Origin of the sequence: Nocardioides sp. NBC_00368, from assembly GCF_036090055.1 — a bacterium.
In the GTDB taxonomy this organism is placed as follows: Bacteria; Actinomycetota; Actinomycetes; order Propionibacteriales; family Nocardioidaceae; genus Nocardioides.
Window position 1 is genome coordinate 691,755 of record NZ_CP107970.1, and the last position, 23,729, is coordinate 715,483.

Below are 23,729 nucleotides of genomic sequence, written 5' to 3' on the forward strand. Positions count from 1 at the left end.
TCACACGGTCATCCGCAGCACCCGGACGCCCCGCACCTCCCGCACAAGCTCCCACCAGTGCGGGTGCCGCCCTGGGCCGAAGGTCACAGCTCCAGGTCAGTACCGTGCTCATCGCCCGGATCCTGCTCGATCGCACGCTCGGGGTCCTTCGCGGCGACATCCGCGGAGCCGCTAGCGGGGCTGACCGCGCGACCATCTGTGGCGCCAGCGGGGTCGATGGTCACAGAGAGTGTCTCCGGGGACGTCGACATCTGCATCCCGACCCTCTGGGCGTACAGGTTCTCCAGGGTGCCGGCCTCGGACTCGCGCCGCCGCCGGGCGGCCAGCTCCTCACGATCGAGCACCTCCTCGGCCTCCTGAAGCTGCCGCCTGAAGTCACTCACAAGGTCCGCACCCGACGCGGTTCCCACGAGCTCCTCGGACACCGCAGTAGCGCCGTCGCCCAGGTCGCCATCGCCGAGGTCGCTACCGCTGAGATCGCCATCGCCCATGCCCGGATCGCCAAGTCCGCCAACGTCGGCGAGGTCACCGCTCAACAGGCTGCCCGCGTCGCCGCTTCTGATCCGGGACTCCTTGGCCGGTGGCGCCATGGGGGCGGAGGGCGTCTCGCGCTGGTCGAGCAGGGCCTCGGACTGATCGTGGAAGTAGGCGGCGACGTCGTACCCGGAAGAGGCCATGGTCACCTCCAGGCCATTCAGGTCGCGAACCTCGAGGAAGACCAACGGGATATCGGTCTCAGCGCCGGCCGGGTCGGGCGCGACGACCAATGTGTCGACCGTGGCCGGAAGCTCCCACTCGATCCCGATGATCTCCTTCGGCAGGCTGAACCCCGGCAGGAAGTAGCCCTTGGTCACCAGTTCACCCAGTTGGGTGTCATCGAACTCGTAGAAGGCGTCGACCCGCTCACCAAGACCGGGGGAGTAGACCACCTCCTTGATCCCGTAGGCCCAGGTTCCATCGACCGGCCGGACCGATCGGAGCTCACCCGACAGATGCAGATAGGGCCGATGGTTGCGATCTGGGCCGTGGTGACCCAAGGTCATCTCCTCGACCAGCACCGCCAGCTCGCAGACCCGGTCGGACTCCTGCCGTGTCTCGATACCGCGCTCGCGCAGCAACCGGCCGGCCCACGCGTCACCCATCCTCAGTCCGGCGATCCTCATCGCGCCCTCCGTGCATCGCTCCTCGGCAGGTTGACCTGCGGGAGGTTTCTCCCCTGCGGCCGTGTCCGCTGTGCCGGCCCCATGTCTCCCAGGGGCCCCGTGTGCCGGGTCCGTCTCATACGCGCGGTGCAGTGGCTGCCCAGCGCCCACAGTGCCCTGAACGCGGTGACCTCGGCGATGAGCATGAGGAGCACCAAGAAGCAGAATGGGATCAGCCAGAAGGTGATCTGGGCATTGAGCGGCGTATCAGCCCCGACCCCACTGTTCTCGTACAGGAAGACACCGGTGACTGGGATGACCCTGACCGTCGTGACCAGCACCATCAGATAGCACAGCACCAGCGTCGCGACCCGGATCATCGCCACCACAACCCATCCAGTCACGCCATGACCGGTGTCACCACCGGTGTCCGTGCCGTCCCCGTGCCCGTGGCCGCGGCAACGCGTGCCGCGACGCTTTTGGCCGGAGTCGTGCTCTGGCCTGCGGTCTGCTGTCACCGTCCGCCTCGCTCTCTGGTTGACCATTGGTGTGGCAGCTGAGATCCAATCAATTACCCTGAATGGAGCCTATCAATAATGACTATTCGAATGGTGGGTGAAAGGCTATTCGGATTCGCGGGTTGGGCCGTCGGCGATGTGGCCGGACGCGTCTGTGACCTCTCCAGCCGCGTCGAGGGTGACCTTCATCAGTACCCGGCGCTCCGTCTCGCCGTCCTCGACCGTGTTGGAGGTGACGGTCACGATCGCCTCGGCCACATAGTTGGACTCGGTCGCGACCACGCCGATGACGGCGACGTCGAGTTTCTTCAGGGCACAGTTCGCCCCGGCGGCATCGATCGCGTCATAGGACTCACCCCGCGAGTCTCGGTTCACCGCAGGCGCGGGCACCAGTGCGGTCATGAACTGGCTCCCAGGGCCGAGCCCGTAGCGGCGCTGGATGCTCTCGCGCGCTCGCGCATAGCTGTCCCCTGAGTCCCAGGTCAGTGCAGTCCGAGCCAGCGCACGGACCGTTCTGGTATCGCCCCTGACGCGGCCAGGATCGGTTCCGAGTGCCTCCCGAACGGCCTCGGCGTGGTCCTTGTCCTGCGCGGTCCGAGCCTGCGCCAGCCTCGCGCGCAGCTCCTCGATCCGGTGCTCCTGGTCGACCAGGTCCCGGTCGTCACCGAGCTGCATGACAGGAAGGACCAGGAGCGTCGCGGCCAGCAGCACCACGGTCCACACGGCCCATGTGCGGCGCTCCCGCACCGCCGTTGCGTCGTGGAGCGGTTCCTCGATGGGGCCGTTCTGATCGGGCGTGGTCGTCATGGCGTGTCCTTCTCACTGCCTTGGCTGCGGTGATCAGGTGTGGTGGTTGGTGCGGTAGGTCGGGTGGCGTGCGAGCTGGTGGTCAGGTGCAGGCTGCTGAAGCGGCGGGTGCCGGCGTCGTAGACGGCGCTGGCCCAGGCGAACACGTCACCGGTCTTGGTCTCCTGGCACACCCACACCACCTTGACCAGCCGCGGCGTGCGGGCTGTGTCCTCGAAGGGCTCGGTCGTAGGGGCGATGCTGAGAGTGGTCCACTCGTAGGTGGCGGGATCAGTAGCACGGGGCCCGTTGTAGTGGAGGTACCACGGCCAGCGAGGATCGATCTGGCCCGGACCGAACGGATCGACGGTGTCGAAGACGTAGGCCTCCTCCGGGCCGACCACCAGGGAGTCCTCGCTCCAGTACGGGGCCTGGACCCGGCGTTGCTGCACCATCGCCAGCACCGGGGAGCTGGGAACACCATCACCCCTCGGCCCGGCTTTACTCGTCGCCGAGGCGTTAGGGTTCGCGGCGTACGCGAGCTCGGCATAGCGCTGCTGTCCGACAGCGACAGCCTCGGCGGACTTCGTAGCCTCCTCGACCAGACCTGAAAGGGCCTCCGCTCGCCTGGTCACATCGGCACGGCGACGGGCCTGGGCCAAGCGCTGCTCGAGGGCGGTGATCCGGGCGGCGTTGCTCTCGCGACGCTCCTCCTCGTTCGAGTGACTCATCTCAGTGGCCGTCGCAAGCACCACGAGGACGGTGACCAGCACGATCGCGATGACACCGCCCCGCATGCGACGGTGCCCCTGCCCCACTGTGTCGCTCTCGGTCCGTTGTGGGTCTGAGGGGTCTGACGGGTCAGGCTTACGGTGCCGTGAGGTGAGCACTCGTGCGAGGTCGTCGCCGGTGATCCGAGCCGGCCTCCACGACCCGGAAGCGAGCTGGACCCGCAGAGACGGCGTGGACGGCGGCTCGACGTTTGCCGTGGCCCGGTCGCCAGCAGATCTCGCGCCGCCGTCGGTGCTGTCGGTGCGATCGGGCTCGGTGCAATCGGGCTCGGTGTCATCGCGCTCGGTGTGATCCGGGTTGGCCACGGCCGCTCCTTCCCTCGATGTGTGAGTGCGGAACGTTGGCCGCTGTGTTTGGCCGATGCGTTTCGTCTCGCGGTGGGTGCCTCATGCGGCGCCGCCCATGGCTGGATCGGTGATGAGGTCGGAGACGTCGACGAAGGTCCACTCCTGGGCTCGCCATACGGTGGCGGGCACCATGCGGGTGTTGCCGCGACCGGCGCAGTAATGGGCCTCGCCGATGATCAGGGTGTCGCCCTGGACCCCAAGGACCACACCGGTATGTCCAGGTGCGCTGGACCCCGACGAGAAGACCGAGTACACGCTCGGGGTCTTCGAGGTCGTCTTCCCGGTCATGCGGGCGATGGATCCGGCGGTGTCCATGCCGTCGCCGGGAGCGTACTGCCCGAAGCTGGTGTACTTGTTCATGAAGTAGGTGGAAAACGACTTGCAGTTCGCTGCATGGTCAGAGCCGCAGGAACCGGGCCCTCCCCGGTCGCCGTAGCGGATGTCGAGGAACCGGTCGCCTTCGCGCAGGTACAGGTCGATCAGCTGTTGCGCGGCGAGCGGGTCCAGTCCGCCCGAGCGCAGGCCCGCAAAGCTGGCCTCGCCGTCCTGGTCGCAGCCGGCCGCGGTCAGGCCCGCCGTGACTGCCTCGGGGAGCGCCCCGTCGACCAGATCAAGGATCGAGTCACCCACACCAGCACCGGGGCTGGTGTTGCCGGTCGAGCCGCCGGGCGAGGGATCATCCCAGCGACTCATCAGTGCGTACCAGCGCTCGGCGTCAGCGGAGCGCTCGGCGACACCGGTCGCGTCGTCGGCGGAACGTTCCCACTCGTGGTGGAACCAGACGGCGGCCTGCGCCGGGGTGCCCTGACGGGTCGAGATCATGGAGTTGAACACGGCGACGTCGCCCGGGTTGTCGCCGGTGGCCATGAACGCGACCTGGGTGGCGAGGTCCGACCATGGGCGGCCGTGGGCTGCGGCGTACTGCTGCAGGAGCGTGTTGCGGGTTGCGGTCCATTGGCCCAGGCCAATGCCCATGGTGCCGCCGGCGTCGATGGCGGCCTGCTTGCGGGCACCGACGCGGAACGGCTCGGTCCCGATGCCCTCGACAGCCGTGGGGTCGATGCCAGATTCTTGGGACCAGTTGCCGAGGACGCCGGCGATATTCTCCTCCGGCATACCCCACCTCTTGAACACGCCATAGACGCGCTTGGCGTTGGCCAGCGTCTGCTGCGAGCCCATCGAGGTCACGTCCATACCCGCGGTGACCACCTGGCTCGACTCCGCGGGCGGACAGCAGCTCTCACTGCCCTCTTGCCCGCCGGTTGAGCCGCCGCCTCCGGGTATCGACAGGTCAGACGAGGTGCCTGGCGCCTCCGATGTGGGTGCTCCCGGCGTCGACCCGGGGGAACCGCCGTCGCGTCCGCTGCCGAGTCGGATCGTGGTGAGCAGTGCTCGGGAGTGGTCGGAGGTGACCGGTATCAGGCGGGTGTGGGTGGCCTTGGCGCCGCCTGGGACGAACTGATACACGACGCCGTGGTCGCGGGTGTGGGTATAGCCGGAGCGTCTCATCTGGGGGAGGGCGGACCAGGCGCCGTCGCGGGGGCGGGTGTTCATGTCGCCGGCGACCAGGACGGGGCCGTAGGCCGAGAGCCGCGTGATCATCTGCCGCAGCAGACCCATCCCTGCCTCGTACTGCTCCATCCGGGTCTGCGGCATCTTGTGGCCGGCACGGGAGGGATAGCGTCGTGGGTTGGTCATGTGGTGGGTGGAAACCACGACGATCTGCTGGTGGTCGGACTTGCGTTCGAGCACGACCCAGGTGGCGTACCGGTTGGACAGGTAAGGACGGCCGTTGAGGCGGGCCCAGTCGTTCTCGACGTACTGGAACCGGCCGCCATCGAGCAGCCGATAGACGCGGGTGCTCCACAGCACCGCGTTCTCCAGGGAGTTCTTGCCACCCCCGGTGGCGATGTTGGTGTAAGTGTCCTTGTAGGCACCGAACCCCGGGGCCATCGCCGCCAGCTGGGTGGGGGAGGACCTGGGCACCTCGTTGAGCGCGATCACCTCGGCCCCGGCGCCGATGAGCGCCCGGATCGAGGCCGCCCGCCCATTCCGCATCCGCTCGGGCAGATTGGCGACCGCCGCCCGGACAGAACCGCGAACCCGGGCGTCCTGGATCCGAGCGTGGTTCACCTCCGGCATCTCACCGAGGCGGAGACCGGATCCGGTCTGACCACCCTTCGCCTCGGGGTCGCCGGCAACCGCCGCGCCTTGCGAGCGACCTGTCGATGAGCCCGGAGATGAGCCCGGGGGAGGCCTTGTGGATGAGTCTGTGGATGGTGGGGTCTGGGTGTCGTCGGCGTCTCCTGGTTGCGCGATGCCGAGTTGACCGGGTCCGCTCCTCGCAGCGGGTTTGCAGCTGGTCTCGAGCGCTCCCTCTCGAGCCGTGGTCTCTCGTGCGGTCCCGACGATCGCGGCCGTGGCGAGCGTGACCACGAGCGCGGTCCCCGTGGCCGCAGCCCAGCTGAACGCTGTCGCTGCGGCGGGGCCGAACCCGAGCAGGGAGGAGGCGGCCTGGCCGACACCGGCGAAGACACCGACGATCTTGCCGATCACGGCCTTGCTGACCGTCGCCACCAGCGCCCACAAGAGCCGCGCCAGGTTGAGGGCCGTGGCCGCGAGCATGAAGAACATGGACTTGAGCCAGTTCAGCAACGCCACTAGCAAGACACCCTGGGCGAGCGGCTGCAACACCGTCGCGGCGCCGAGCACCGCACCACGACGGCGCAACCCACCCATACCGCCACCGGCCCGGTTGGCAGGGACATCCTTGCCCGACGATGCGTCGCGCTCGGCATCTCCGTCGTCAGTGGTTCCAGGCGACGAGGTCCTCTTCGTGCTGCCGGAGCCGAGAGCGCCGAGGGCCGCACCTGCTGCGGCCCCGTAGGCGCCACCGATCTGGCCTCCCGCGCGGGCGCCCATGGCCGCGCCCTGGGCACGCTTGGCGAGGTCGCTCCCGCCGGTGCCCCGCTCACCGGACCGGTTCCGCGGGTTACCGGTGGGTCCGAGGCTCTTGCGTGCGGTGGGTTGTGAGCCGTTCGTGGGGGAGTCGAGGCTCTTGCGGCCCCGCCCATGCCCGTGCGAGCCAGCGCGGTTGATCGGGTTCCCGGCCGGACCTTCTGGCCCTTCCTGCTCGTCCGGCTGTGTCTCGTCTCCCTTGTTGGTCACGTCCCCTCCTCATGCTCGTGCCTCGTGCTCGTCGCTGGTGTTGTGTCCCGCCTTGGTCTGGTGCCCTGTAGCTGTGGTCGTCACTGGTAGACGGTGAGGAACCCCCGCCCGTCGTGCTCGGTGGTGTTGGACTCCACGTCGCGCAGATCGATGTCGAGGGCGAGCAGATCGAGAGTCAGTGCCTCCTGGTACTCCCGCTTGTGGGTGTAGTAGGCCTGGTAGGCCTGGGAGAGGCTGTTCATGACGTTGGTCAGCGGACGCATGGCGACCTCGGAGGTGGCGTAGTCGCCGGTCAGGTCGGTGCCGTCGGACAGGATCCACCTGATGTCGCTGATCTGGCTCTGGGCGTCGGTGCCAGCGGCCTCGGCCTGCTTGGCCGCCAGATAGGTGACATAGGACTGCCCCTCGGGCACGACCTCATCGAGGTAGCCGTCATAGACAGTCCCCGCACGCCAATCGAGATCGAACCCGCCCGGAACCACGCTCCGAGTGACCAGCTTCAGGCTGGAGCGGCCGGGGTCGGACTCGGCCGCCGAGGCACCTGTGACCTCATCCCCGGCCAGGATCGGCGGAACGGTCGGTGGCTGTAGCGACAGGTTGCCGACCCTGGTCGTGGCCAGGTCATCGCCATACGCGCTGACCTGGGTCAGATCCGCGCGCATCTCCAGCAGCTTCGCGTCCAGCGCCCCGCGTGCGCTGGCCTCCTGTTCACGGGTGACGACCTGGTAGAACGCCTTCGCGGGGTTGAATCGCTTGGCCTCCAGCGCACTGATCGTGGTGGTGTCGCTGGCGCCGGGGTTGAGGAAGACCCGCCACTGGTCGAACTTGCGGAAGGTGACGTCGCCGGCGAGTTCATCGGCATCAGCCCCGGATGCCTGTGGGTCGGCGAAGGAGAGCTCGGCGTTGGCCCGCACGGTGAGGTTGAGGATCTGGGACTCGAACGGCTCCGAGGACCGCAACAGAACCCCCAGATAGCCGGTGGACCCGAAGACATGGAGAGAGCCGTGGACCGCCGGCGTCTGCACCGGGTCGGTCGAGAGGTTCTCATCAGAGCCGAGGAGGAACGCCCGGTAGTCCGAGGCAGTGTGGGAAATGCGAGCCTCGGGGTCGAAGTGCATCATCACCAGGGCCACGTCTCGGGCGCGGTTGACATAGACCCCGTCGACCTCACCGGCGAGCAGCGTCTTGGACGTAGTGAAGTCAGCCGTATACAAGGCCTTGGACGCCAGCAAGCTCCGAGACCGTTCGAACGCGGAGGCACCCGAGACCGCGAACACGATCACGCCCAGACAGGCCAGGATCGAGAAGACCACGCCGAACCGCTCGATCTCGTGGTGCGAGTCGAGCCTAAGCCGCCTACTGAGCGCAATCGCCGTGGCTTTGACGTCGACGCCCTTCACTTCACGCACCGCCGATGACCGAGCCATCCCTGTCAGCGTGGGCGGGACTGAGGGCGTCGGCGTTGTCGGGCTCGGTATGCGTGTCTGTGGAATCGCCCAGAACCGATCGGGCACCAGGTGCGGTGAGGGCGCCGATGACGATGGTGCCGCCTCCGAGCTCGGTGATGGTTTTCTCGCCGCCGGAGCCGATCTTGCTGATCAGCGGCCAGCCACCACCCATGAACGCACCGCCGACCAGGATGAGCACCACGATCTTGCTCCAATGCTCCTGACTGGCCGCCTGTGCTGACGCAGTCAGCTTCTTGACGCACACGACCCCGCCCCAGATCAGACAGGCGACGCCGAGCAGCATCAGGAGTGCTCCGCCGGCGATCTGGAGGTAGGCATTTGCGTTCTCGAGGAAGCTCAGCAGGTCCCACGCCCCCGGCGCCGCCGATCCGGCCCCGTCGTAAGCCGTCATCGTCGCCTGATAGATGTCACTCATGTCTATTGCCCTCTGGTAGTCACGTCTTTCCATCGATCATTCGATAATAGTCATGAATCATGGGTCAATGGTCGATCAATGACGATCCGGATAGAAGGAGGGTGCCTATGGAGGTTGTGACCCGAATGGCGACAGAGGGGCGCTGGCGGCAGAGGCTTGCGACCCAATGGCCATCGAGGGCGCGACCAGAGCGCGAATCACTCTGCTGGCGGACCTGATCCGCGACTCGCGAGGGGTCCACTAGCGTTCGCGCGATGATGGTCCGCGCGACATGCGCCGGCGGTGCCCGGCGGCGCGCCGGTCGCTGACCGTAGTCAGAAGCATCCTCGATATCCGGCCAGGCGCCCAGGGTGCCTGCAATACCCGGTGGATCCTACGGGCGTGCGGGCATGGCAAAGGGGCCGCGTCCTGAGCTGGACCGGCCCCTTAGGGTGCCAAGCCTACGTCGAATGGTCCACGGACGGAACCGTTTCCTGGATGCCCGGATCCACGCGCTCCGTCAGTGCAGGTCCGAGGCGCTTCGGAGGCGTGGCGATATGCCTTTACCCTGCTCGATCGTCTTGCTCGGTGGCGTCTGCATGAGTGGTCGGCTTTGGTGGACGGTTTCCGGGTTCGCACTCGAGGCTGCCGGTGGAGCCGACCTGCGATCCGCTGTGAAGCTCTACGCCTCGATCCGCAAAACGCCCTTCCGGTGGCGCTTCAACCAGGGTCCAGGTGTACGTCGCGATCGTGTCGGTGGGTGTCAGCTAGGCGGCATGGTGGTGGCGTCAGCTCGTGGGTGGCGAGCGATCGGGCAGTCTGCTGAAGTGCGGTCTTCCGTCTTGTTGATTGGGTTGCCTTGACTTCGCCCCCCGCGAGCAATCGGCGAAGGGATTTGGAGACCTGGTACAGGAACCGATGCGCGAGGTCGCGCCATGGCGGATGGTGTCGATGCTGAGGTGGCGCCCGCGCCCGCCCTGTCGCAATCACAGGGCGACGGGTGTATCGTGCGGGAACAGCAGGAGCCCCTGGTTGTCCTCGCCGGAAATGCGTTCTGGGTCGCCGATGGCCATTCGATATCAGCGTTGGCTAGGCCCGGAATCCGTCCCATCGCCACATGAAATCGGATCCAAGTCCATGACATCTGTCCCGAGCAGGATCTTTGCGCAGCGACTCAAACAGGAACGAGAGAGCGCTGGCCTTTCTCAAGCCGAGTTTGCCGAGCTTGTCTCGGAACGGCTCAGCTCCAAGATCGACCCCAGCGCGATTACCCGTATCGAGGGGCTGGCCCGGACAGTGAAGCTCGACGAGGCAGTCGCGATGGCTGATGTCTTGAAACTTCCGCTTGGTGCGCTGCTGGTTGAGGGGGACGCCGATGCTCATCTCAGCCAGCAGATCCAGCACTACCGCCGCGAGCAATCCTCTCTCCAAGCGGTATTCGACAAGTCCGGCATCGACTTGCATCGGGTCAACAGCGCCCTCGCTGTGTTGACCGAAGACCAGAACAAACTGCGAGAGCACCAGCGGCGGCGTGACCGCAAGGCGACAGAGCGTAGCGACCGCGACTCGACTGCCTGACCCGTCGAGAGCCTGCCGTGGCCGGTCCAGGCTCCTTGTGCGGGGCGGATCGCGGCTTTAGCGACTGCTTGCGATCGTGTCGTACGGTGTCGACGCGAGCCGCGACGCACGGGCATCGTCCGCATGTCGGTAGGCAGCCCAGATAGTCTGGCGCCAGATGGCTCCGCGTCGGAATGGGCCGCTTGCTGTCCACAGGCAACCCTCGGGAACCACTTATCCACAGGTCTGGGCGACCTGGTCGACGGCTCGAGTCGGACCAGGTGTCATGGTCTCCATGGATATGTACATGGGAAACAGCCACCCAAGATCGCACCGGGCCTACGTCGCCGCGATGTCGCTGCTCGCCGCGATGTCGGCGATGGCGGAGGAAGCCTCGCTCGGGGACTTCGTTATCTACCTCAGCGCCGCTCACCACGAACTCGTCGACGGCCCATGGGGTCCGCCCTTCGCGCCGACCGCCGAAGACTGTGCGACGCTAACCGATAGCATCACTGCTTTGCTCGTCGCACTTGAGGAGCTGAGGGATGTCACGGACGACGAGACCGGTCTCGTCGCCATCGCCGCGGCGCGTATGTACGTCGCCGACGGCATCCGGCACCTCGACCGTGTGGCTGAGCGGGTGGCGCGGGAAGCAGAAGAGGTCAGCCGGCTCACCGCTCCCCGGAGTTGTGTCGACTTGCGCTGGGTGTCCTAGCCTCGATGTTTCGCGAGTGAGCCCAAGCCAACCAGCTCGGGCTCACTCACGAAACATCGAGGCTAGTGGCGGTAGCCGGCACGGTCGGCTTCGATTGGTCGACGTGCTACGTGGTTTCTTCGAGCGCTTTGCGCAGTTGGCTCTCGGTTGGAGGGGTGTCGTCTTCGGCGAGGTTGATAAGGATGAACGGGGTTCCTTGCGGAAGGGCGATGGATGCCTCCCCGGTTGCTCGCCTGATGGCCTTCGCGGCTGCGGCGTCCTCGCGGTTTCCTTGGGAGTCGAGCCAGGACAGCGCCGCGTCCAATCGGGGCGATGGCAGGTCGATGATCTGGATGTCGGGATTATCGGGCCACGTGGTGTCTTCCATCGCGCACTTGCGGAACGCGGTGAAGAAGAGCTTGGCATCGGTGAGGTCCAGGCGGCGCATGGGCACGCGGTCGTAGTCCGGGAAAGGCGGGGACTTCATCATGCCTTGGGTCGTGCCGTTGAAGGTGACCTCGGTGAGGTCGGTGGCGAAGACGGTGTCGGTGATGAGGCAGCGGTGGAACTCGGAGCGCTTCATCTTGGTGCCGCGGAAGGTGCAGCGGTCGATGGTGGCTCCCACCCATAAGTGCCGGCTGATCTTGGCGTAGGTGAAGTCGACTTCGCGCCAGATGGTTTGGGTCTCGGGCGTGAGGGCGCCGAAGCCAGCGCTTTGAAGGTCAGCCGAGACCAGGGTGGTGCGGGAGCACTCCACGTTGATGAGGTGGGCCCGTTTCAGGTTCGCCTGGTCGAGCCGGCAGTCGGTGATCTCGACGTCGCGAAGCTGCAAGCCGGATAGGTCGGAATGTGAGAGGTCGAGGTGGTCCCATCGTGTTGAGGTGATCTTGCGAACCGGCCCTGCGGGAAAGGTGGGGAGGCCGCGGAGGTCGATGAGCCCGTCGACCTGGCTGATGCCAGCGGGGATAGGGAGGCTGGTGTCGCCCAGCCACGCCGTGGTGGCATTGGCGAGCTCTCGGTCGTCCTTCCAGCGTTGCTTGAGTTGCTTGGTGTTCACCCGCGGAGATGTCCTTGCCTAGTTCGTGAAGGGCGTGTCAGATGGTCGGGTCTGGCGCAGATCCGACCATCAGACGGTCCCGATCTGCTTCTCGGAGCCCTATCCGATCTCATGCTCGGAAGAGTGTCACCCCGGGCCCGTAGGAGTCGGTGATCTCGCTCTTGAAGGTCATGTCGGGGAAGGAGCGGCGTGCATGTTCTGGCCAGATGTGGGTCAGGGTGGTTGCGACGCTGTTCAGCGCTTCCTCCTCAGTGGCATCTGTGGGCTCGAACACGTCCCACAAGTTGACCTGGTTGGTGACTCTCTCGAGGGCTTGCGGCGAATGGTCGAGGTGGGCCGCCCAGTCCGCGAAGGTGTTGGGGAAGTACCGATCCTTGAAGAGGACGCAGCCCTCGACCTCGATCAAGGGTGGGGTGATCAGGTTGAGGAGCAGTACGACGTCGGTGACGCTCAATTGCTGAGAGAGGTAATCGAGCGCACCCGCAGGAGGAACGAACGATCGGCTCCAATCGATGAACTTCGGCATACCATCCGGGGCAACCATCGCAGTCCTTGCGTTTCGTGGAGGGCAAACAGCCCTCAGAGATCAGCGGGGCAGAGTGCGGCAGGCTTCGACCTTCGTCAGGAGCTCTGGATCCGCGGAGATGTCGATGGCGTAGCCGGCTCGTTCGAGCATGACCAGGCTCGGGACCAAGACGGCGTCGATCAGCGGGACCAGCACGAGGTGGTCGCGAGACGCGCCGACACGCGCGCGCAGGGCTGTGGCGAAGGCTTGGAAGGAGGACGGGTCGACCTCGACGTAGTCATTCAGCAATGAACGTGAAGCCGGGATCGACGCCGACCGTTGTCCCGAGCCCTTGGGCACAGGATGTGTATGCGGTCCCGACGTAAAGCGCGGGCGACCAGACGGTCTCGTCGTTGATATCGATGATGAAGCTCATCTAGGCGAACCTAACCCTGATGTCGACGCCGGGGTTTGCTCGGCGCAGCGCGTCGATGGCTGACTCGATGCCTGCCCTGCCACGGACGAGCTGGATCTCGGTCCGCAACGGAGCATTCCGCCGGTCGATCTCGCGCTTCGCGGCGCCTGCGGGGTCGCTGACGGCCGGCGCCTGGGTGAGCAGATCAAGCGTCATCGTGGGTTCCCTCCCGATCGGGGCGAACGACCTCGTCCTAGAGGTCCTACCCGCGAACCCGGATCCTAAAACTACCGCACTCCGGCGTAGCCAGGGACACGTCGATGGCCAGACCGGAGCCCTCCTCCACGCCGCACTCGGCGGCCGACTCGTACACGGCTGCCAGCGCGGCCGCTTCGCCAGTGAAGCCACGCGTCGTGCGCCTTCGGCGCGGTTGCCGAGCTCGCCTACCTCGCAGGATGGAAGCACCACGACCTGGGCCACGAAGGCGCCGCTCAGCGTTACTGCCAAGTCGGCTACCAGCTCGCGCCTGCGAGGCAGACCCTCACGGTCATGGCCCCGTGGACGATGCGTGCCCTCGCCCACCAGGCACTCGGCTCCGGGCCCGTGTCACCGGCGTCGATCTAGGCCCCTCCAGATCGTCCCAATCTACCAGCGTCGCCGTGTTCCTGGCGCCGCTGATCTCGCCCGCCGCGCCCGTGAGGCGCTCGCCTAACATGCCCAAGACCACCCGACGATTGGAGTCCCTGTGACCCAGCAGTCCAACGCCCACCCCGAGGCCCTCAAGCCAGCACTCGAGTCGATGACCCTGCTGGTCGCCGCCGTCATCGTCCACGACAAGACGACCAACCGCGTCGTCCTGCTCCAGCGAAGCCAGAGCGCCAAGTTCGCCCAGGGCATGTGGGACATCCCCGTAGGCAAGAGCGACCCCGGCGAACCGATCACCCAAACCGCGGTCCGTGAGTTGTACGAGGAAACCGGTCTCACCGTGAAGCCGGAGTGGCTCAAGGTCGCCCACATCATCCACAGCGCCTGGGGTGTCGAAGCCCCCAACGGCTTCCTCACAGTCGTCTTCGTCGCCGACCAATGGGCCGGCGAGCCCGAGAACCGCGAGCCACGCAAACACGCCCAAGTGCGCTGGGTCAGCACCGACTCCATCCCGACCCAGTTCGTTGACACCACCGCCAGCGCCCTTCACCAGTACCTCACCGGAGGCGCTGAGGTCTCCCTCGACGGATGGTGGGGGTCCGCCGCTCGCCGTAAGGGAGGTGGCGGCGGTTCCAGGAGCGTGCCGGTCGCCAGATCTCTGTGATCAGGCTGACGACAGATGGATGAAGTCCTAGTGGGACCTGCAGCCCCGGGCCGCAGTCAGCGTCGACTATCCGGCGTCGAGCAGCTGATGACGGCGAAGGCACGCCCCAGGCGGCTGTCGAAGTCCGCGGCCCGAACTGCAGCCGAGAGGACGTAGCCGGGCATCACCGGGGCTGGGAGCGTTCGCCGCGACAGCCCGCCATGGGTCTGCGGTCAGGCACCGCAGGCACGGCGCAGCCGGTCCTGGTCGAGGACCGCGATGCGGCCGCGTCCGAGGGCGATGATTCTGTCATCGGCGCATTCGCGGGGGATCTTGGCGGTGGTCTCTCGCGAGGTGGCGGTGAGCGGGCCAGGTCGAGCTGTGCCTGCTCTGCGGGGTCGCGCTGTCAGCCTGGCGTTGAGGCGCGAAGAACTGGGTGCGCGACGAGCGCCAACCAGCCCGGCATCGGCCCGCGAGTGGAACTCGTCGCTCGACCGCACGTGTGCCGTCCTTGCCGAGGATGGAGGTGCGGACCTTCATCGCCCGTGGCAGGCCTTCGAGCCCGAGCGTGCGCATCGCTCGGTCTCGGCGAGGTCTGCGGTGATCGGCGCGAGCGCCGAGCTGGGATCGAGCTTCGGCAATGTGGCGCCCTCGCAGGGCGTTCGAGCGATGCCTGGTCCTCGGTGGCCGCCTTCAAGACGACGGCGAGCACGCCGTTGCGCAGGTGGACTGTGGTCGCCGTTGCCGTACTCGCCCAGTTCGCGATCGGCCTCTCGACAGCGTTGCGGTCCGGCCGCTCTGCGCTACTGGGGCAGGGGGGATCCAGTGCGTCGGGCGCCCGGACCGCAACGCGCAGGGATGCTACGCGAATTTACGATGCCGTATGCAAACCGTCTCACCCCGAACCATGAGACACGCCCGGATCCGTGGATGATCCCGATCCGCCCGCTCAGCGCCAGCGCGAGGCCGATACCGACGCCGATGACCATGAGTTCATGCTCCCGGAGGAGGGAGACCGCGAGATAGCCGGCGAGGCGGCCGCACGCAGGATGATCGACGCCTCCGGACGCGCCGCGATCGACGAGGATGCGGACGGTCTGCTCTGCCACGAGTGCGGCCGCCGCTTCGCGCACCTCGGCCTCTGCGCGTGGAAAGCCCACGACCTGACGGCCGCCGAGTACCGCGAGGCTCACGGTCTCGCGCGCAGCCGTGGACTCGTCGCAAACTCGACCCGGGAGACCATCACGAACAACGCACGACGAACCTTCCAATTCAAGTCGCGGTTCGTCGCAGCACGGGATCCGGCGGCGGCGATGGCCACGCGGCTGAGCAAGGGTGACGACATGTCTCCAGCCGGTCTCGCAGCGAGCCGCGCGCGACGTGGCCATGGACGGCTCGGCACCGTAGTGGCCTGCGCGTGGTGCGGGGCATCCTTCTGTCCCCTCGCGGGTGCGAGGCGGCGGCGGTTCTGCTCGCGGTCTTGCGCGCGTCGAGCAACGCGGGCACGCAGCCTATGAATTGTCGTGTCATCCGGGCATTGGCCACCGAGATCGTCGACCTCGTGCTGCGGGCGAGGATCGAGCCGAGTTCGACCGCCTGCCAGCCGTTCGGCGGGGATGACCGGTCTCAGTTCCTCGACAACTTCGTCCGAGTGATGGCGGCGCGAGAGATCCGCGGAACGCCAAGTCACATACCCTTCGACCGTGAAGCCGGTCGTGATTCTCGATACCAACGCCCTCTTCGGCGGAAAGCCGTTCACGCGCTCCGAGAGCGCGGTGCTTCTGATGCTCTCCAAGACCAAGCACATCCGGCTCGTCATTCCGGACGTGGTCCTGCACGAGTTGTCCCGGCAGTGGGCTGACTCGATCGCCGAGAACAACGCGAAGATCGAGAGCGCCTTCGACGGCTCCAACAAGATCATGGGAGAGGTCCGGATTCCAGACTTCTCCATCGAGCTGCCGACCGTCGACCGGTCTGACCTCCACGAGGCCGCCACGGCCATGCTCGTCGATAGGGGAGTCGAGATCCCGGCATTCCCAGAGGTGGCGGTCGTCGACCTGCTGGAGAGGGATCTGGACCGGAGGAAGCCGTTCGGCAAGTGCGGCAAATGCGGCAAGGGGAGCACGGGTTTCCGCGACGCGCTGATCTGGGAGAACGTCCGATCGATTTGCGACGATCTCGCAGATCCGGCCGGCCCGGTCATCTTCGTGACGGACAACCACAAGGACTTCTGCGCCGGCCAGGACGGGGAGCTGCACGCTGATCTACAGGACGAGCTCCCTTCGGGCCAGCGCTTCGAGGTCGTCAAGCGACTAAACCTGCTCCTGGAGCACGAGGAGATCAAGCCACTCGCGGACCGCCTCCACGTCGTGAGTGGATCGCTCACGCAACAGCGGGTGACGCGCCTCGTCGACCGCGCGCTTACGGAACTCGGGGGCCACGAGCTGGAGACCGTAGGGTTCTGCGCCCCTGGAGACATCTACGACAGCCCCATCCACACCAAGCTTGATGACGTCGCCTTCAACGGCGTCGATCCTGACAACGACACCATCGAGTTCGAGATCTTCCGTACCGGCTACCACGACGAGATGACAATTCGCGTGACCGTCGACGCCGACTGCGACATCGAAGGGTTCATCGATAAGAGCACCTTCCTCGTGAGCGGCTCGCAGTTCACGTACTACGAAGACTGGAACCGGCACAGGTTCCGGGCGATCGAGCAGCATCGTGTGCGGTTCACGTTGAGCGCGGACTTCACCGAGTCGACCGTCGACGGAGTCGCGCTGACCGTGGATGAGGTCGAAGAGGTAACCCCCTGACCCGTGCCGCGCGTCAGTCGTCGTCGCGATGGTCCGAGAGGCATTCCGGGGCCTGACACTTGGTCAGTCCGCGGTGGCCGTCACTCGGACGCCCGTCCGGCCCCTCGAGCGCCTCGCATCCACGGACGACTCGGCCGTCGACGAACGCCGTGCGAAGCACGTGCGCCTGGCAGGCGGACAGCGGGGGAGCGTTCGCGACCTGACGAGCGACCCATTCTCGTAGCGCTGCCGCCTGCTCGGCCGTGTAACGCGCTTCCCGCCGAGGGATGCGTGGCCCGGTGCTGCCATCCGGACGCGGAGGCCCTGGCTCGATCAATGGCGGTCGTTCCGACGCCGGGCCCTCCTGAGCGTCGTCCGTGGGCAATGGTCGCTCGCTCCGACGTGCGGCGGCGTCGATAACTGCCTCGCGAATGGCCTCGGCGATAGGCGTGCCGTCCGGAGTCGGCGCCGACAGCGCGAGCTGCATCGTCACGTCGACCGAGACGGAGATGGTTTGTCGGGGCGGCGCGGCCAGGGCGCGGGCGTCTCGCGTCATCACTCCCCGACTCGCCCGACTCGCCCATCGCGCCCCTCGTGTCTGAGCAGTGCTGACGAACTTGTCAGGCACCGATGACTACCTGGAAGTCATCGGTGCCTGACAACAGGCTTGAGGGTGGCGGATTCCCTCAAGTCGGCGCTGGGCGCGCAGTTGCGCGAGCTCCGCCGTGCTCGGGGGCTGACCCAGGAGAAGCTCGCCGAGCAACTCGACGTCACACCGCGCTATCTGGCCGGCATTGAGCGCGGCGAGCGGAACCTCACCCTGGACTCCGTCGACGCGCTGGCCGAGCAATTGGGTGTTGCTGCTCTGACATTGCTGGATCCTGCGGCGGACACGTCCCAACTGAGTTGATTGCGGCTGGATCTCCAGAGCGCAGGGGCTAGCGACCGCTACCGGTGTAATCCCGCATCATCCAGTGGCGTCTCGTGCCGTGCACTCGACGGGTTAGACCTTGGACGCCGACTGCTTGGGAGAGGCGTCGATGACGACGACCTTCCTCGCGTCCGGCTGATCCAACCCAAGTCTCCTCATCACGCTGGCCGCCTTTGAGACTTCTGCGTCGCTGTAACCGATGACGACGAACACCGAGGAGTTCGTCTTGTTGGCCTTCTCGTACACGGCGAGCTGGCGCTCCATGTTGCGTTCGAGGGCACTGCTCTTGGCGAGCTTGAACTCGATGAGGGTCTTGTCCAGGCCCATGGAGAGTTTGAAGTCGACAGGTCCGCGACCGTTGTTGGCCTCGCGGTTCACGTCGAAGCGCGAGGGCTGAAGGAGGAGGCCGAAGAATCCCTGGACTTCAGTCTCGTTCGCGAAGACCTTGCCGCCTCCGCGGTTGATAACTCGCCATCCGTCCTGATTCTCCACGTAGTTCTTGAAGGTTTCGACGGCCTGGAGCGCCTCGTCGTACGAGGTCCAGGGCGTTTCGAACAGGTTGGTCTTATCGGCCAGGTCGCGCGCAGCGCGCTGGACCTGGTCACGCAGCATCGTCTGGGTGTCGATGACCTTGTCGCGGCTGGTCGCCGCCGCCTGATCGCCGGTGTCCTCCTTGAGCTTGATGTAGCAGTCGATGAGTTCGGGGAACTGGAGCAACGCCCGTGCGCGCACCTCGCGCCGCTCACGGTCCGAGGACCTGCGGGTCAGTCGTATGCGCAGGTAGTTGCTCACGTCGGACCGCAACTGATCGTTCCCAGCGACGTCGGGGAGCAGATCGAACGAACTCACCATGTCCGACCGATTGATCCAGGTGTCGTCCTTGGTCAGCAGGTCGGCGGGCGTCAAGATGACGAAGTCACCGTCGGTGTAGGGAAGTTCGTACTTCGCAGTCGCCCAAGTCTGGGTGTTGTAGTTGAACTTCGCTCGCGGAACAGACACGGCCTTGCGGGCCTCCAGCGCAAGGTGAGCAACGGCGAACTCGCTGGTGTACCGCAGCAAGTAGTGCTTGATGAGATTCGTGGTGAGGTCCGAGATGGTGTCACGGCCGACTCCGGGACGGATGAGCGCGAGCTTCTCCACGTGGCTCGAGCTCGTGATCGTCTCTTCTCCGAAGTTGTCGAGCACGTCCCCAAGTGCAGCGTGGAGGGCGACAGCGAACTTTCTGCCGAGTCCGTGGCCGCGGTTGCCGCCGACGACGAATCCGAGCCAGTTCTGCCGCACCTCGCTGAACGTGTACCAGCTCTTGATCCGGCCCGGGTCGAGCGGTTCGTTGGCGTGGTCGCGAAGGAACCGGAGGTAGTCGAGAATCTGGTCGTGGAGCGCGCAGTACTCCTCCTTCTCGCTGTTGAACAGAAGGAAGGGGTCGATGAAGACCGGCAGGTCGGAGACTACAGAAATATCGAATGCGCCGAACGCCTCGAGCGACTGTGGGCTGACGCCAAATCTGTCGCTGAAGTAGATGCCGGCCGGGTCAGGGGTCCAGGGGACCGGCTCATCGGTCTCTTCCTGATCCTCGTCCGTCACAGTGGCCACGGTCCATCCTTCGCGCGGGGGTTGTCATGTCGGCGGGCCACAACAGTGTCGCGCATGCGGACAACAGACGACACGGACTCAGGCGTGTTGTCGACCCGCGTGAGGCTGAGGGACTCAGGAAGGACGGCCTGGCAAGCGTAAGAGGCACCAGCTCCGACCGAAGAGGGTCACGGCGGCGTAGTTCGAGCGCCTGGGCGAAGGGGTTGCTCGATGAGGTCGCGATGTGGAGTCGGACTGTGCTTCGCTAGCCCATGAGCGTGCGGTCGTCAGGGGTCGCCAGGGGGCGCTCGCAGGTGATAGCTCTTGAGCGAGACCCCGACCAGCTCGGTACCGGTGGTTGTTGGTATCCGAGTGGATTAGTACTCCGAAATCGGCGCTGTCGGATGGAGCGTAGTTCGGCGCGTAGTGAGCGTTTCTGCGCGTTGAGTCGAAAGTTAAAAGACCAGGTCAAGCGCGGTTTATTAGGCCGGCCCCTGCGAAGTATCCCAGATCAACTGGGTCTGGATGCCGCCGTGGGGCCCCGACAAGATCACCCCTGACGGCCGCGAGATGCTGCGCGCTCTCGGGTTCAACGTCTGAGGGTTCGTCCCGACGTGGGAGTCCCGAGGTCACTGGGTGACCTCGGGACTCCCACGTCATTTCGTGCTCAGGGGGTCGCCACGAGGGCGGTGCCTGAGCCGAGGTCCTGGAGCTGACTGCTGGAACCTGACCACAGCACCCGGCTCGGCACGTCATGCCGACGCAGGGTGAGTCCCGCACCTGGACGTTGACGGGGCCCCTGCTGCCTGAGCACGACCCCACGTCAGCTCAGGCGACCCGGCCGGCCCGTGCGATCGCCTCCTGGCTGCGCTTGTAGGGCTTTCTCCCGGGGGTTCTGGGAGTGTCGCGGGGCCTGCCGCTCTCCAGGAGGACACCGCCCCAGACACCCCACTCCCGCCGGTCGATGCCGAGGTCGAGGCAGGTCTGTCGCATCGGGCAGCCCGCGCAGACCTCCTGCGCCTCGGCGAGCTGGGTGAGGTCCTCGGGGTGAAAGAGCTCCGGGTCCTCGCCCACGCAGGCCCACTCGTCGGTCCGGGGAGTCGGGTGCTTCAGCGTCAGCTCATAGGTCTTGGTGCTGAATCCCTCTCCGAAGAGTGTGATGATCTCCATCTCGTTCACCTCCTGGTGACTGTTGCTGAACATGAGAAAGGGCCGCTCCTCGTCGATCGGAGCGGCCCGGTGGGTGCGGTGAGCACCTACGTCTGATGCGGCTCCGGGCGCGTAAATTCCACGCCCCGGACCGGGCGGTCCGGGGAGGTGCAGATGGTCGTCTCGCGCATGACACCCATGGTATTGACCGGGACGGCGGCGAAACCACTGGTTTGTCGGGAAACGTGTCGGTGACGGCGGCTTAACCCGCTGCGTACGCGGCCTGGTTAGCGTCCGGGGACCGACTCCCCGACGCTTAGGAGACCCGATGAAGGTCTTGAAGTCCCCGGCCGTCCTGATCCTCGTCGGCGCGGTCGCCGGCATCGTCTTCGGCCTGGTGGCCGGGGAGTGGGCGGCGAACCTGAAGTTCGTCGGCGACATCTTCATCCGGCTGATCCAGATGTCGATCGTCCCGCTGGTGGCCTCCTCGGTGATCGTGGCGACGGGCGCGATGACCGGCGCGGGAGCGGGCAGGCTGGCCGGGGCGACCTTCGGCTGGATGCTGGGGTTCGCGGTGGCCGCCGCCTTCGTCGGCTGGGGGCTGGCGGAGCTGATCCAGCCGGGCTCGGGGATGCGCTATGACGGCGAGCTCGACCCGGCCCTGGCAGACTCGGCCGCGGCGACGGCGGTCGGGTGGCAGCAGACGGTGACCGGCTTCGTCTCCACCAACGTCATCGAGGCGATGGCCACCGGTGCGATGGTGCCGATCATCGTCTTCGCCCTGCTCTTCGGCCTCGCGCTCAACCGCTACACCGCCACGAACGGCCCGACCGTCGTGCTCACCTTCTTCGAGCAGGTCCAGGCGATCGTCCTGCTGATGATCAGGTACGTCATGCTCCTGGCCCCGATCGGCGTCTTCTGCCTCCTCGCCGACCTCGCCGGCCGGGTCGGCTTCGCGGTCGTCACCACGGCTCTGGCCTATCTCGGGGCGACGCTGGCCGGGGTGGTGATCATCTTCGCCCTCTACCTCGTCGTGGTCGTCGCGGTCACCCGGCTGAACCCGCTGCTCCTGCCCGCCAAGCTCGCCGAGCAGACCGTCGTCGCCATCACCACGACGTCGTCGGCGGTCACCTTCCCGACCGTGCTGAAGAACGCCGTGGAGAAGTTCGGCATCTCCAAGCGGGTCGCGGACTTCACCCTCTGCCTGGGGATGACGATGGGCTCGTGCGGCGCGGTCCTCAACTACACGATCGTGGTGCTCTTCCTCGCCCAGGCCTCCGGCGTCTCGCTGTCGCCGGGGGACATCGCTCTCGGGATGGCGCTCGCGGTGCTGCTCAACATCGGCACGATCACCGTGCCGGGAGGGTTCCCGGTCGTCGCGATCTTCCTCGCCACCTCGCTGGACCTGCCCATCGAGGCCGCCGGACTGCTGATCGCGGTGGACTGGTTCACCGGGATCCTGCGTACGTTCCTCAACGTCAACGGGGACACCATGGTCGCCCTGCTCGTCGCGCATGGTGCCGATGAGATCGACCGGGACGTCTACGCCGGGACGAAGCCGGCGGTCGAGCCGGTCACGGAGGAGGCCGCGGCCTGACACGATGGGCGGCATGGACGTAGCCGCCCGCACCGCAGGCAACCGCCGCCTGCTCGCCGACTTCTTCGACGGCCTCGACGATTCCCAGCTGGAGACGCAGAGCCTGTGCTCCGCCTGGACGGTGAGGGAGGTGCTGGGCCACAGCGCGATGCCGTTCTCGGTCGGGATCGGACGGCTGCTGTGGCGTACGTTGCTGGCCGGCGGCTCGATCGACCGGGCCTCCTCGGCGATCGCCGAGGAGCAGGCGCGACCACCGGTCGCCGAGCTGACCGGGCTGCTGCGGACGTACGCCGGCAAGCGGGTGCCCGCCCCCGGGGTCGGTCCGATGGGGCAGTTCACCGACCACTGCATCCATCTGCGCGACTGCGCCCGACCGCTCGGCCTCGACGCCGATGTCGCGCTCGAGGACTGGCGTGCCGTGCTCGACTGGCTGCCGACCAAGCAGGCCTCGCTCGGAGTGGTGCCGGCCGGACGGCTCGACGGACTCGCCCTCCGCGCGACCGACCAGGACTGGTCCTGGGGTGCGGAAGATGGCGCCGAGGTCGCCGGCCCGAGCGAGGCCCTGGCGATGACACTCTCCGGCCGGTCGGTCGCGCTGACCGACCTGGAGGGGCCAGGGGTGGCGACGTTGCGGGAGCGGATCGGCTGACGCGGGTAGGCTCCGCGGACGTGGAGGCACCTGGTCGGATCTGGTTCGGTTACATCGCCGCGGTAGGGATCGCGGTGATCGGGCTGATCACGCTGGATCCGCTGGCGTTCGGGCTTGCCGTCGTAGTGCTCGGAGCGACCGTGCTGGGGGAGTGGTATCGCGGCCGACAGGCCGCCCTCGCGCTCGCCGCCCAGAACGCCGACCTCCCCGAGCTGGTCTCGCGATGGGCCCGGGGCTGGGCCTACGCGCGGGGCTTCCCGCGTCCCACGGAGGTTCCGGGCGGCGTACGCGTCGAGGTGGGAGAGCCGGAGCGGCGGGTCGAGTGGGTGGTGACCGACGACGCGGGCACGCTTGCCGGGCTCGTCGACACGGTCCGGGCCACGCCCGAGGCGTGGCTGTCGGTGGTGACCGACTCGCCCGGGAGCGTACGCCCCTGGTTCGCCGAGGGCGGGCTGGTGGCCGGCGAGGCCGAGGAGGCGCTGATGTCGATCGGGCTCGCCGACCACGCGTCGCGGAAGCTTCCCGAGGGCTACCGCGTCGAGGTGGAGCGGGACGGCGGCGTCATCGCCGTCACGGTGCGCTCCGACGCCGACGCCGACGCCGACGCCGACGCCGCCGCGGCCGGAGGGCGGATCGCGGTCATCGGCACCGACGCCGTCGCCGACCGCATCCAGACCGACCCCGGCCACCGGCGGCGTGGACTGGGCGGCGCGGTGATGAGCCTGCTCGTCTCGGCCGCTCGCGAGGCCGGTGCGGTCCACGGGCTCCTGGTCGCCAGCGAGATGGGGGAGGCTCTCTACGCCGGGCTCGGCTGGCGCGTCGAGGCTCGCCTGGTGACAGCGCGATCCGCCGCGCCGCGTACGTCTGTCGAGTCCCGGCACGGCTGACCGCCCAACTGTGG

The 23,729-nt window shown here is 66.9% G+C and carries 23 protein-coding genes and 1 pseudogene; 10 read left to right on the forward strand and 14 right to left on the reverse strand.

The window, feature by feature from the left end; all coding sequences use genetic code 11:
• Positions 1 to 83: 83 nt before the first annotated feature.
• The 7 genes from OG984_RS03145 to OG984_RS03175 form a co-directional block, all read right to left on the reverse strand.
• Positions 84 to 1,058, reverse strand: a complete 975-nt coding sequence (locus OG984_RS03145; protein ID WP_328530197.1) for a hypothetical protein — start codon at positions 1,056 to 1,058, stop codon at positions 84 to 86.
• A 101-nt stretch (positions 1,059 to 1,159) separates the two neighbouring features.
• Positions 1,160 to 1,528, reverse strand: a complete 369-nt coding sequence (locus OG984_RS03150) for a hypothetical protein (protein ID WP_328530198.1) — start codon at positions 1,526 to 1,528, stop codon at positions 1,160 to 1,162.
• Between the two features lie 237 nt (positions 1,529 to 1,765).
• Positions 1,766 to 2,467, reverse strand: coding sequence for a hypothetical protein (locus OG984_RS03155; RefSeq protein WP_328530199.1), 702 nt, complete (start codon positions 2,465 to 2,467; stop codon positions 1,766 to 1,768).
• Positions 2,464 to 3,243 carry a hypothetical protein gene (locus OG984_RS03160; protein WP_328530200.1) on the reverse strand — a complete coding sequence of 260 codons (780 nt, stop codon included), beginning with the start codon at positions 3,241 to 3,243 and terminating at the stop codon, positions 2,464 to 2,466. The genes OG984_RS03155 and OG984_RS03160 overlap by 4 nt, the downstream gene beginning before the upstream one ends.
• Before the next feature lie 381 nt (positions 3,244 to 3,624).
• Entirely contained in the window at positions 3,625 to 6,753 is a 3,129-nt protein-coding gene (locus tag OG984_RS03165; RefSeq protein ID WP_328530201.1) for a phage tail tip lysozyme, read from the reverse strand.
• 80 nt (positions 6,754 to 6,833) lie between these two features.
• Positions 6,834 to 8,180: a hypothetical protein gene (locus OG984_RS03170; protein WP_328530202.1), complete on the reverse strand. Its 1,347-nt coding sequence runs from the start codon at positions 8,178 to 8,180 to the stop codon at positions 6,834 to 6,836.
• A complete protein-coding gene (locus OG984_RS03175) occupies positions 8,155 to 8,670 on the reverse strand; it encodes a hypothetical protein (RefSeq protein ID WP_328530203.1) in 516 nt (171 codons plus the stop codon). The genes OG984_RS03170 and OG984_RS03175 overlap by 26 nt, the downstream gene beginning before the upstream one ends.
• Before the next feature lie 1,083 nt (positions 8,671 to 9,753).
• Here OG984_RS03175 and OG984_RS03180 point away from each other — a divergent pair.
• A complete protein-coding gene (locus OG984_RS03180) occupies positions 9,754 to 10,194 on the forward strand; it encodes a helix-turn-helix domain-containing protein (RefSeq protein WP_328530204.1) in 441 nt (146 codons plus the stop codon).
• Positions 10,195 to 10,459: 265 nt separating this feature from the next.
• Positions 10,460 to 10,888, forward strand: coding sequence for a hypothetical protein (locus tag OG984_RS03185; protein ID WP_328530205.1), 429 nt, complete (start codon positions 10,460 to 10,462; stop codon positions 10,886 to 10,888).
• Positions 10,889 to 10,994: 106 nt separating this feature from the next.
• Here the strand turns inward: OG984_RS03185 and OG984_RS03190 are convergent, their stop codons facing one another.
• From OG984_RS03190 to OG984_RS03210, 5 genes are all read right to left on the reverse strand, one after another.
• Positions 10,995 to 11,924, reverse strand: coding sequence for a pentapeptide repeat-containing protein (locus OG984_RS03190; protein WP_328530206.1), 930 nt, complete (start codon positions 11,922 to 11,924; stop codon positions 10,995 to 10,997).
• Positions 11,925 to 12,033: 109 nt separating this feature from the next.
• Positions 12,034 to 12,378 (reverse strand): hypothetical protein, encoded by a 345-nt coding sequence (locus tag OG984_RS03195; protein WP_328530207.1) that lies wholly within the window; start codon positions 12,376 to 12,378, stop codon positions 12,034 to 12,036.
• 132 nt (positions 12,379 to 12,510) lie between these two features.
• Positions 12,511 to 12,738, reverse strand: coding sequence for a DUF6086 family protein (locus OG984_RS03200; protein WP_328530208.1), 228 nt, complete (start codon positions 12,736 to 12,738; stop codon positions 12,511 to 12,513).
• The gene (locus tag OG984_RS03205; RefSeq protein WP_328530209.1) at positions 12,728 to 12,865 is read right to left on the reverse strand and encodes a DUF6086 family protein; all 138 of its coding nucleotides are present in this window, start codon (positions 12,863 to 12,865) and stop codon (positions 12,728 to 12,730) included. The genes OG984_RS03200 and OG984_RS03205 overlap by 11 nt, the downstream gene beginning before the upstream one ends.
• The gene (locus tag OG984_RS03210) at positions 12,866 to 13,060 is read right to left on the reverse strand and encodes a hypothetical protein (RefSeq protein ID WP_328530210.1); all 195 of its coding nucleotides are present in this window, start codon (positions 13,058 to 13,060) and stop codon (positions 12,866 to 12,868) included. It lies immediately after the preceding gene.
• A 529-nt stretch (positions 13,061 to 13,589) separates the two neighbouring features.
• Here OG984_RS03210 and OG984_RS03215 point away from each other — a divergent pair.
• The 4 genes from OG984_RS03215 to OG984_RS03230 all read left to right on the forward strand — a co-directional run bounded on the left by OG984_RS03215 (position 13,590) and on the right by OG984_RS03230 (position 17,840).
• Positions 13,590 to 14,153: an NUDIX domain-containing protein gene (locus tag OG984_RS03215; protein ID WP_328530211.1), complete on the forward strand. Its 564-nt coding sequence runs from the start codon at positions 13,590 to 13,592 to the stop codon at positions 14,151 to 14,153.
• Between the two features lie 905 nt (positions 14,154 to 15,058).
• The gene (locus tag OG984_RS03220) at positions 15,059 to 15,649 is read left to right on the forward strand and encodes a MucR family transcriptional regulator (protein WP_328530212.1); all 591 of its coding nucleotides are present in this window, start codon (positions 15,059 to 15,061) and stop codon (positions 15,647 to 15,649) included.
• A 186-nt stretch (positions 15,650 to 15,835) separates the two neighbouring features.
• A complete protein-coding gene (locus OG984_RS03225) occupies positions 15,836 to 16,951 on the forward strand; it encodes a PIN domain-containing protein (RefSeq protein WP_328530213.1) in 1,116 nt (371 codons plus the stop codon).
• Positions 16,952 to 17,603: 652 nt separating this feature from the next.
• Entirely contained in the window at positions 17,604 to 17,840 is a 237-nt protein-coding gene (locus OG984_RS03230; RefSeq protein WP_328530214.1) for a helix-turn-helix domain-containing protein, read from the forward strand.
• A gap of 93 nt (positions 17,841 to 17,933) precedes the next feature.
• Here OG984_RS03230 and OG984_RS03235 read toward each other — a convergent pair whose 3' ends face one another.
• The gene (locus OG984_RS03235; RefSeq protein ID WP_328530215.1) at positions 17,934 to 19,454 is read right to left on the reverse strand and encodes a hypothetical protein; all 1,521 of its coding nucleotides are present in this window, start codon (positions 19,452 to 19,454) and stop codon (positions 17,934 to 17,936) included.
• Positions 19,455 to 19,943: 489 nt separating this feature from the next.
• Between OG984_RS03235 and OG984_RS03240 the strand changes: the two are divergent.
• Positions 19,944 to 20,033 (forward strand): annotated as a pseudogene (locus tag OG984_RS03240) (metal-sulfur cluster biosynthetic enzyme); the annotation flags it as partial.
• A gap of 228 nt (positions 20,034 to 20,261) precedes the next feature.
• On the opposite strand, the gene OG984_RS03245 reads toward OG984_RS03240, so the two are convergent.
• Positions 20,262 to 20,603 (reverse strand): WhiB family transcriptional regulator, encoded by a 342-nt coding sequence (locus tag OG984_RS03245; protein ID WP_328530216.1) that lies wholly within the window; start codon positions 20,601 to 20,603, stop codon positions 20,262 to 20,264.
• A 307-nt stretch (positions 20,604 to 20,910) separates the two neighbouring features.
• On the opposite strand from OG984_RS03245, the gene OG984_RS03250 reads away from it, so the two are divergent.
• The 3 genes from OG984_RS03250 to OG984_RS03260 are packed head-to-tail and all read left to right on the forward strand — an operon-like array spanning position 20,911 to position 23,715.
• Complete coding sequence (locus tag OG984_RS03250) at positions 20,911 to 22,179, forward strand: dicarboxylate/amino acid:cation symporter (RefSeq protein ID WP_328530217.1); 1,269 nt, start codon at positions 20,911 to 20,913, stop codon at positions 22,177 to 22,179.
• Between the two features lie 13 nt (positions 22,180 to 22,192).
• Positions 22,193 to 22,828 (forward strand): maleylpyruvate isomerase family mycothiol-dependent enzyme, encoded by a 636-nt coding sequence (locus tag OG984_RS03255; protein ID WP_328530218.1) that lies wholly within the window; start codon positions 22,193 to 22,195, stop codon positions 22,826 to 22,828.
• Between the two features lie 20 nt (positions 22,829 to 22,848).
• The gene (locus OG984_RS03260) at positions 22,849 to 23,715 is read left to right on the forward strand and encodes a GNAT family N-acetyltransferase (RefSeq protein ID WP_328530219.1); all 867 of its coding nucleotides are present in this window, start codon (positions 22,849 to 22,851) and stop codon (positions 23,713 to 23,715) included.
• The last annotated feature ends 14 nt before the right edge of the window (positions 23,716 to 23,729 follow it).